This window comes from Halomonas sp. BC2 (genome assembly GCF_002078115.1).
In the GTDB taxonomy this organism is placed as follows: Bacteria; Pseudomonadota; Gammaproteobacteria; order Pseudomonadales; family Halomonadaceae; genus Vreelandella; species Vreelandella stevensii.
Window position 1 is genome coordinate 12,390 of record NZ_LFGT01000013.1, and the last position, 8,271, is coordinate 20,660.

The window sequence follows — 8,271 nt, forward strand, 5'->3', positions numbered from 1 at the left end:
TTCACGGATTCAGGTTAAATATAATAACTAACAACCAAATATGAAAAAAGAATAAGAAAACCTAAATATTTTTATCCCGCCTTATTCATGGGGCAGCACTAAAAATCAAGATGGCGAGTGGTTTTCTCTTGTAGAATCAAACTGTTCCTGGCAGAACACGACTCAAGAGGACCACTCGCCATGGGTGAAAGACTATCCGCCTGGACGCCCTCGTGCAACGGTTCTGTCCGTGTCGAGCTCAGCGGCCAACGCACCACCAGCGTAAGCGTTCATTCCAAGACGTAGTTGACCTACTTCACGTCACGGAGGGGCCTTAATAACTCCGGCGAGACCTTGTATTGCTTCCTGCCATCCTCGCCCAGCACGATCACACTCTTGCGGTTGATCTTGGTGACGATCCCCAATACCGGGCCTTCCCGGACCTCGAAGGTCACCTTCAGGCCAACCCGCAACTGACTCAGCGCCTGGAGATTTGCCTGATCCCGGAGCTCATCAATGCGTCGGCAGATATACTGATTCAGTTCCAGCAACTGGTCGATGCTCATGTCATCAATGCGCATGAACGGTGGCCTCCGGCTGTGGGTTCTGGCGATCAGGATGACGTGGGTCGATCAGCGCCCGTAACGGGTTCTCGGCGAACCGGGTTTTCCAGAGTCGGGGCGTCAGGTCGCTGACTTCAAGGGCCGGGTGCTGGCTGATGCGTTGCAGCACGTCCACCAGATATGTGTACGGGGTAATACCGTGCAGCTTGCAGGTGCTGATCAGGCTTTGGATGATGCCCAGGTGTTCGGCGCCCAGCTCGGTCCAGCAGAACATCCAGTTTTTCTTGCCCATTGGAATGGGGCGTAGCGCCCGCTCCAGGTGGTTGGTGTCTGGCTGGACGTCCGGGTTTTCCAGGAATACGGTCAGGCTGGCTTCCCGGCTGAGCACGTAGTTCAGGGCCTTGGTCAGCGGGTCGCTGGGCACGAGGCCGCCTTGTGCCAACTGATCCCGGCACCACTGGAAGAAGTCGCTGACCACCGGCTTCGAGTGATCCAACCGGTACTGGCGTTTCTTCTCGCCAGTTAGCCCCTGGGTTTTGATGATCTCTTCATTCCGGTACACCTTGGCGATCTGTTGCAGCGCGTCGGTGACGGTCTCCGGGTGATCTTTCTGTGCTTCGATAAAATAACGACGACCATGCACCCAACATTGGGCATGGGTGACGCTCTCCTGAGCGGCAGCGTAGCGGGCATAGGCCGCGTAGCCGTCACTGATCAGGGTGCCGCTGAACGATTCGCTGAGTACTTCTTCGATATGGGCACGCCCACGGCTGTTCGAGTAGGTGAACACCACCTCGTCGGCATCGCCGTATAACGGCCAGAACCAGCCGGTTTTCATCTTGCCCTTTTGCGGGCCAGCCCGGCCCTGATGACCGGCTTTGATGGGCGTTTCATCCATCGCCAGCACCCGGCTGCGCAACACGTTGTCGGTCTGGGCATCCACGATGGGGCGCAGCAGGTCGATGGCACGCTTGACCAGGTTCGTCAGGGTGCTGCGGCTGACGGTGATACCGGCCTGCTGGATGCGCTGGTGTTGACGATACAGCGGCAGGTGGAACTGGAACTTGTCCACCAGCAGCCCGGCCAGCAGGCTGACGTCGGCCAGGCTGTTGTCCAGCACGTTGAACGGAGCCAGAGTCGTCACCGGCTTCTCCGCCCCCTTTCGTCGGAACACCGGGCGTTCGCACTTAAGCACCACATAACTGGAGGCCCGCTGGGCCAGCCGGTAGGTGGTCTTGCTACCGATCACTTCGTACTGGTCGGCCTCCGGCCCGGTCAGCTCTGGCGGCAGGTGCTCAATGACTTCCACTGGCACATCGGCAGTAAAGCGCAGGCCGGTGTCGTTCAGGCAGTCGTCGTCCCGCTGTTTCTTGCCAGTGCCACGCTGATAGGCTTTAACCGTGCGCTTCTCATTTTTCGGCGGCTGCGCCGGAACCGGGGCGTCATCCGACGCGAACAGGCTATCCTGCCCAGGCAGGTCAAACACCTGCTTCTCGGACTTGGGACCGAACAGCTGCTTCTTGAACCAGTCCAACTGCCGCTGCATGACCTGAAGTTGTTCACGCAGCAATGCATTCTCCTCGGCCAGAGCCGAGTAAGAAGGCGTGTTGGAAGAGGTAGTGGAAGCCGTTGAATTCATGGCCGATATTATACCGGAAGTCCGTCTTCTATACCCCTCGAAAACGCTTGAACTGGCGGTATTTCTGCACCTCAATGCCATCGATCAGCAGTTGCAGATCCGTCAGGGTCAGGGCTCGCTGCCCCGAGGCAGATAATGGCACCCGGAACTGCCCCTGCTCCAAGCGCTTGGCCCACAGGCAGTAACCGGTGGTCGTAAAATACAGCATCTTCATCTGAGTCTTGCGACGATTAACGAAGACGAAATACTGGCCGCTGAGCGGGTCGTGCTTCAACTGATTCCGAACCAGGGCACTCAGGCCCCGGAACGATTTGCGCATATCGGTGGGCTCGGTGCACAGCCAGATCCGGGCCTGGCTATCGAGTCCGATCATCCGTGCTGGCTCAGCCGGAGTTCAACGCCATTACCCAGGCTGAGCACAATGTGCCAGCCTGGGACGGAGGAGTGCGACGAGCCCATCAGTGACGACAAATCCAGAAAACTGGCCTCACTGGATCCTGCCGAATCATTGGTCGACGGATCGGACAGACGCTTGCGCCAGTTGCAGAAACTGGCGTAACCGATGCTCTCTTGTTTGCAGAACTTCGAAGCTGACAGACCACTGTCTCGCTGCTGATCAACCAGGGCCTGCCACTGTTCGGGTGTACGGTGCTTTCTCATGGGGGTAACCTCGTGTTGGAAAGTGTGAGGTTACTGTAGGGCGATTTTCAGCAGGGTGGCAGAACGTCGTGGAATGAACGCTTACCCACCAGCGACAGCGGCGCCCTGCTGCTGCGTGAAGCCCTCGATAACAGCGGCGTGATCGAGGCGCTCGAAGATAACCTAATTGATCGACGCCACCCGCTGCGCGTCCGTCATTCGCTGGCCAGTCAGCTGCGCACCTTGGTGCTGCAGCGGGCGATGGGTTGGATCGATCTCAGCGATACCGACATGCTGCGGCGTGACCCGCTCTGGCAGCTGGCCTGCAGCGATGCCCGCGGGATGACGCCCCTGGACCAAGATCGACCATCTCAAGCCACGCTGTCACGACTGCTAACGTGCCTTGGCCGCGACGACAACATCGATACCGTGCACGAAGGCCTGTTGCGACTGGTGGTCTGGCGCCTGGCCTCGCTGAAGCATGGCGAGCGCCCCAAGCAGCTGACCGTGGACATCGACGGCCTGCCGATCGAGGTCCACGGTCACCAGGGCGGCTCGGCGTTTCATGGTCTTTACGGCGCACGCTGTTCTGGTCAAGTCGTAGCGGACACTTTTATTAAGCTGCTTCCGCGATTTTCTCGATCTCCCTCGGCGTGTGGTAGCCAAGGGTCGAGTGGAGCCGGCAGCTGTTGTACTCCATCTCGATATAGGTCACGACGTCGCGCCTCGCTGACTGGCGGGTCCAATACCGCTGTCCCTCCAGCCATTCGCTCTTCAGAGAGCCGAAGAAGCGCTCCATGACCGCATTGTCCCAACAGTTCCCCTTGCGGCTCATGGAGGCCTGGAACCCGTGCTTTGCCAGTCGTTCGCGATACGCACGGGAGGCGTACTGGCTGCCGCGATCCGAGTGGTGAAGCACGCCTCGGGGAGGCTGTCGGCGGCCAATTGCCATCTCCAGGGCGTCCAGGGTGAGTGACGTCTTCATATGGTCGGCCATGGCCCAGCCGATGACCTGTCGGTCGTAGAGGTCCAGCACGGCCGCCAGGTACAACCAGCCTTCCAAGGTCCAAATGGCAGTGATGTCGGCCACCCACGCCTGATTGGGCTCAGGCACCGTGAACTGCCGCTTGAGCAGGTTGGGAGCCACTGGCAGCCCGTGGTCGCTGTCCGTCGTATGCCGGTAGCGGCGACGCTGTCGGCAGGCGACACCCGCTTCCTGCATCAGGCTACGCGCCTGATAACGACCGACCGTATGACCTCTGCGACGGAGTTCCTTAGCCATTCGCCGGCTCCCATAGCTACCACGTTTCTGATCGTGGATGTCCTTGACCTCCCGGTGCAGGCACTGGCGCTGCTCATCGGGTTCACGCTGACGCCAGGCATAGAAGCCACTGCGGCTGACGTCCATGACACGGCACAGCACCGCCACTGGGAAGGAGGCCTTCTCCGACTCGATGAACTGGTATCTCAGCTCGACTCTCTCGCGAAGAAGGCCGTGGCCTTTTTTAAAACCTCCTTTTCAATCCGCAACTTACGAACTTCTTCGCGAAGTTCTTGATCTCGGCATCCCGCTCATCTGCCTGGTCGTCAGTCACACCATCCTCCCGGTCACGTTGCTGGCGACACCAGCGATCCAGCAGGCTGCGATCGATATCCAGCCGCCTGGCAGCCTCGGAGATGGCATAACCCTCTCCTCGAACCATGTTGACCGCCTCAGCCTTGAATTCGTCGGAGTACCGACGTCGCGTCTTCTTGGTCATGAACACCACCAATGCCTCCAGTATGAGGCTTACCGGGGTGTCCGCTCCAATTAGACCAGTTCACGCATCTACTCTCCGCTGGTCGCCTCGCTGGCCGAAACCGGCGATATGGTCGGCGGGCTGCTGCGCGAGGGCAACGCCGGCCCGGCTGAGAATGCCGATACCTGGATTCCCCACCTGGTGCAGCGACTCAACGAGAGTACCGGGGCCCAGATTCGGGTGCGTATCGATGCCGGTTTCACCGACAACGACACGCTGGAGGCCCTGGAGGATCGCCATATTGAGTACCTGGGCCGGCTACGCAGTCACACGGGGCTTCAGGCGTTGGCCGAGCCTTATCTACGGCGCCCGCGAGGCCGCCCACCCGAGGCGCCACGCGAATGGTGTCACGACCTTGAGTACCAAGCCGGTTCCTGGCCGACACCTCGGCGCGTAGTGCTGGTGGTGCAGGAACGTCCCGATGACCTGCTGCTCCATGCCTTCTTCTTGGTCACCAACCTCGGCAATTTCGACTGGCCGCCGGAGAAGGTCTTGGCGCTCTACCGCAAGCGCGGCAGCGCCGAAGCGCATATGGGCGAGGTGAAGTCAGCGCTTGATGTCCACCTCTCATCGACCGATCGCGGTGCCTCCACCGTTCAGGATGTGATGGCTCGCAATGAGGTGAGCCTGCTGTTGAGCCTCTACGCGTATCAAGTGCTGCATGGTCTACGCTGCCTCCTGGAGCGGCAAACCCGACAGGGCTGGAGCCTGAGCCGTATGCGCGAGCAGGTGCTCAAGGTGGCTGCAACCTTATCGCTACACGCTCGGCGTATCACGGTGCAGCTCGGCGATGCGGCCGACAAATGGTGGCCGACGCTGTTGAAGGGACTACCGAAATTGACTGCGTTGCGCTGAGCGGTGACGAATGTTCGAGATTAAGGCGGCCATGCTGATGGCTGGCGAACACGGCTGGCCTAATGGCCACTGCATATGCATTCAGCTTATAGATGTGACAGCAAAGCCTTTTAAACAGGCATAAGAAGGGGGCTCCTCAGGTAACACACTGATCCCGACTCAGTCGACAAGCCATGGGGCCATGGCGTACTTTTGGGCATCCTCATGAATAAGCCAGGTTCACGCAGCAGCAAGGCACCACTGTCGCTGGTCGTACACTGACCGTTCCGGTGGACACACCCAGAGCCGCTGCACGAGGGCGACCATGTCGTTAGGGACTCAACAATGGCGATCAGTCCTCTTGAACCAAGTCCTTACAACCTCTTGATTCCACGATAAAACTATTCGCCACCTCCATTCCAGGTCTGCCTCATAAATATCCCGGCCTGCCTATTTCACGATAACATCCGAAAATCCGAATGCATTAATCCAGCTCTTCATTTAACATCGCTGTCACAAGGTCGAGAAAGCTAGTAGCTAGCATTGACGGAGGCCTATAACCCGGCAACACTGCACTATAGTGAAATTCGATTACTTCACTTAATGGTTTTGCCACCAACCCTCTTTCACCATATAAATTGGCTGTCAAAGGGTCCACTATAGAAACCCCACCACCGTTCAACACCATCTCGCACGCGACACTAGAAAGTTGTGTGTCCAGCCTTATTTTACGCTGCACTTTGTTATCTGAAAAAATCTTGTCAACAAATGGGCGAGAGTCTTGATTCTGGCCAAAAGAAATATAATTCTCTCCTTCAAAATCATCTATGCTTACAGTATCTTTCATTGCCATCCAATGATTCTTTGGCATGACAACTTTCATAGGACTAGACTTTAAATGTATAACTTTTACTGATGGGTCTTCAATCTTAAGGCCTATAAAACCAATATCACATTGCTGTGTTGCCATCCAGTCTAAAACTTTCTGAGAGCTGTGAGACTGGAGTGTTATTGTAATGCCCTCATTTTTTACTGAAAACTTGTTCACCGCTTCGGGGAGCAAACAATGGGCTATTGCAGGCATCCCAACAACAAACAATCTCCCAGTTCTAAAATCCTTAATCTCCTTTGCTGATTCGGCAATTTTATCAAGACCAGTAAAAACTTTTTCCACATCATCAAAAAAGGCCATTGCTTCTGGAGTTGGAAGCAGCCTGCCTTTATCTCTATGGAATAAAGAAAAACCAACATTATATTCTAAATCTGATATAAGCCTGCTTGCGGCAGGCTGCGAAATATGCATTGCTTTGGCTGCTTGAGTAACGGTCCGATATATCATTAGTGCACGAAAAGCTTCGATTTGCCGCAAATTCAACATTTATCACACCTTAATACAAAAAAATACTTTCCATGCAAAAAAACCGCACACCATGTTCATTAAACTGCTTTATTGAACATCCTTTGCCAAAAGAATAACGCCCTCTTCCGATTAATTCATTATCGCCTTGCAATATCCGCTGCAGTCAGACAGAAACCAGTCCATAAAAACTGAAAAATCAATAGGGGCCACACCTTTATGGAATAGTTTATTTATATCGCACCTTACAACACAAATTTTTTGAGTCCAATACACCTCAATATTTTTTAAAGATTTTTGATGTATCCCAATTCATTGGGTGCGCCCAAAACCAAATAATATACTATCTGGCCAAGAAGTGTAGGCCTGATCTCTGCCGGTCAGCGCCGGGGAATCAGGATCAGCGGCCGGCCCGTCCGGCTGGATACCCAAATGCTGGCCGCGTTCGGCGGTAGTTGTCAAGGAATATGTCGCCTCTGAGGTCATTTAGGCTACCTGTTTTTCCGGTTCGACAACGGTGACCTGAAGCTCCCGCTCGGGGTTGAGCGATACGGTAGCGATGGGCGTCCAGTTGCGCGTCTTACCGCTCCAACGGGCGGGGTTGGCCTCCCGGGCCGCCTGATTGATGGCATGGCGCTTGGCCAGCACCTCGGTATCCTCCCCAGCATGTCGTTGTGCCGGTGTCACCAGGCGGATCCCGCTGTGGCGATGCTCGTGGTTGTACCATTGCACGAAGCCAGCCACCCACTCGCGGGCATCGTCGAGCGTGGCAAACCCGTCGACGGGGTAGCAAGGCCGGTACTTGCAGGTCCGGAACAGTGCCTCCGAGTAGGGGTTGTCGTTGCTGACCCGCGGCCGGCTGAACGATGGCGTGATGCCGAGCTCATGCAGCTTCTCCAGCAACGTGGCGCCCTTGAAGGGGCTACCATTGTCCGCGTGCAGTACCAGCGGCTTGTCAATGATCTGCTCGGCCAGCACCGCCCGTTCCAGCACGGTGCAGGAGTTGTGGGCCGACTCGGCCAGGAATACCTCCCAGCCGGTGATCTTGCGGCTGAAGAAGTCGATCATCATCACCAGGTAGTAGTACTGCCCCTTGATCGGACCGCCCAGCCACGTGCAATCCCACGACCACACCTGATTCGGCGCAGTGGCCTGGTAGGTCGTCGGCCTGGCGCGGCGTTGAGGTGGCTTGGCACGGCCCCGGTGCACTACTTCACGGTGCTTGCGCATCACCCGGTAGAACAACGAGGGTGACGCCAGGTAGCGCTGCTCCTCATCGAACAAGCGCACCACGATCTGCTCTGGCGGCAGGCTGGCGTACTCGGGGCGGTGGCACACGTCGAGAATCTCCTGCTCTTCGGCCGGTGTCAGCGCGTTAGCCGGCACCGGCCGGTCGACCAAAGGGCGCCGGTCCTCGTGCAGCTCCCCGCCGCGCGTCCAGCGCTGGTACGTCCTGGCGGT

At 56.9% G+C, this 8,271-nt stretch carries 6 protein-coding genes and 3 pseudogenes; 2 read left to right on the forward strand and 7 right to left on the reverse strand.

The features are described from left to right. Positions 1–290: 290 nt before the first annotated feature. Genes B7L71_RS09985 through tnpA form a run of 4 tightly spaced genes read right to left on the reverse strand, consistent with a single transcriptional unit; the run spans position 291 to position 2,841 of the window. Positions 291–560: a hypothetical protein gene (locus B7L71_RS09985; protein ID WP_081137650.1), complete on the reverse strand. Its 270-nt coding sequence runs from the start codon at positions 558–560 to the stop codon at positions 291–293. After that, positions 550–2,256 (reverse strand): IS66 family transposase, encoded by a 1,707-nt coding sequence (gene tnpC, locus B7L71_RS09990; RefSeq protein ID WP_446497421.1) that lies wholly within the window; start codon positions 2,254–2,256, stop codon positions 550–552. The genes B7L71_RS09985 and tnpC overlap by 11 nt, the downstream gene beginning before the upstream one ends. Next, positions 2,210–2,554, reverse strand: coding sequence for an IS66 family insertion sequence element accessory protein TnpB (gene tnpB, locus B7L71_RS09995; protein WP_004578760.1), 345 nt, complete (start codon positions 2,552–2,554; stop codon positions 2,210–2,212). Before tnpB ends, tnpC begins: the two co-directional genes overlap by 47 nt. Further along, complete coding sequence (gene tnpA / locus B7L71_RS10000; RefSeq protein ID WP_081137652.1) at positions 2,551–2,841, reverse strand: IS66 family insertion sequence element accessory protein TnpA; 291 nt, start codon at positions 2,839–2,841, stop codon at positions 2,551–2,553. Before tnpA ends, tnpB begins: the two co-directional genes overlap by 4 nt. Positions 2,842–2,928: 87 nt before the next feature. Between tnpA and B7L71_RS10005 the strand changes: the two are divergent. Next, positions 2,929–3,426: pseudogene (locus tag B7L71_RS10005) on the forward strand (transposase); the annotation flags it as partial. Positions 3,427–3,436: 10 nt separating this feature from the next. Here B7L71_RS10005 and B7L71_RS10010 read toward each other — a convergent pair. Beyond that, a pseudogene (locus B7L71_RS10010) lies at positions 3,437–4,580 on the reverse strand (IS3-like element ISPa133 family transposase). A 60-nt stretch (positions 4,581–4,640) separates the two neighbouring features. Between B7L71_RS10010 and B7L71_RS10015 the strand changes: the two are divergent. Further along, positions 4,641–5,474: pseudogene (locus B7L71_RS10015) on the forward strand (IS1380 family transposase); the annotation flags it as partial. A 463-nt stretch (positions 5,475–5,937) separates the two neighbouring features. On the opposite strand, the gene B7L71_RS10020 reads toward B7L71_RS10015, so the two are convergent. Both B7L71_RS10020 and B7L71_RS10025 read right to left on the reverse strand, forming a co-directional pair. Continuing rightward, complete coding sequence (locus B7L71_RS10020; RefSeq protein ID WP_081137666.1) at positions 5,938–6,831, reverse strand: LysR substrate-binding domain-containing protein; 894 nt, start codon at positions 6,829–6,831, stop codon at positions 5,938–5,940. Positions 6,832–7,296: 465 nt separating this feature from the next. After that, positions 7,297–8,271 (reverse strand): IS3 family transposase (locus tag B7L71_RS10025; protein WP_139790110.1); only part of this gene is annotated, 975 nt, incomplete at its 5' end.

Coding starts and splice junctions, on each gene's coding strand:
- tnpB (WP_004578760.1), bottom strand. CDS start 2,554: ATGATCGGACTCGATAGCCAGGCCCGGATCTGGCTGTGCACCGAGCCC.
- B7L71_RS10020 (WP_081137666.1), bottom strand. CDS start 6,831: ATGTTGAATTTGCGGCAAATCGAAGCTTTTCGTGCACTAATGATATAT.
- B7L71_RS09985 (WP_081137650.1), bottom strand. CDS start 560: ATGCGCATTGATGACATGAGCATCGACCAGTTGCTGGAACTGAATCAG.
- tnpA (WP_081137652.1), bottom strand. CDS start 2,841: ATGAGAAAGCACCGTACACCCGAACAGTGGCAGGCCCTGGTTGATCAG.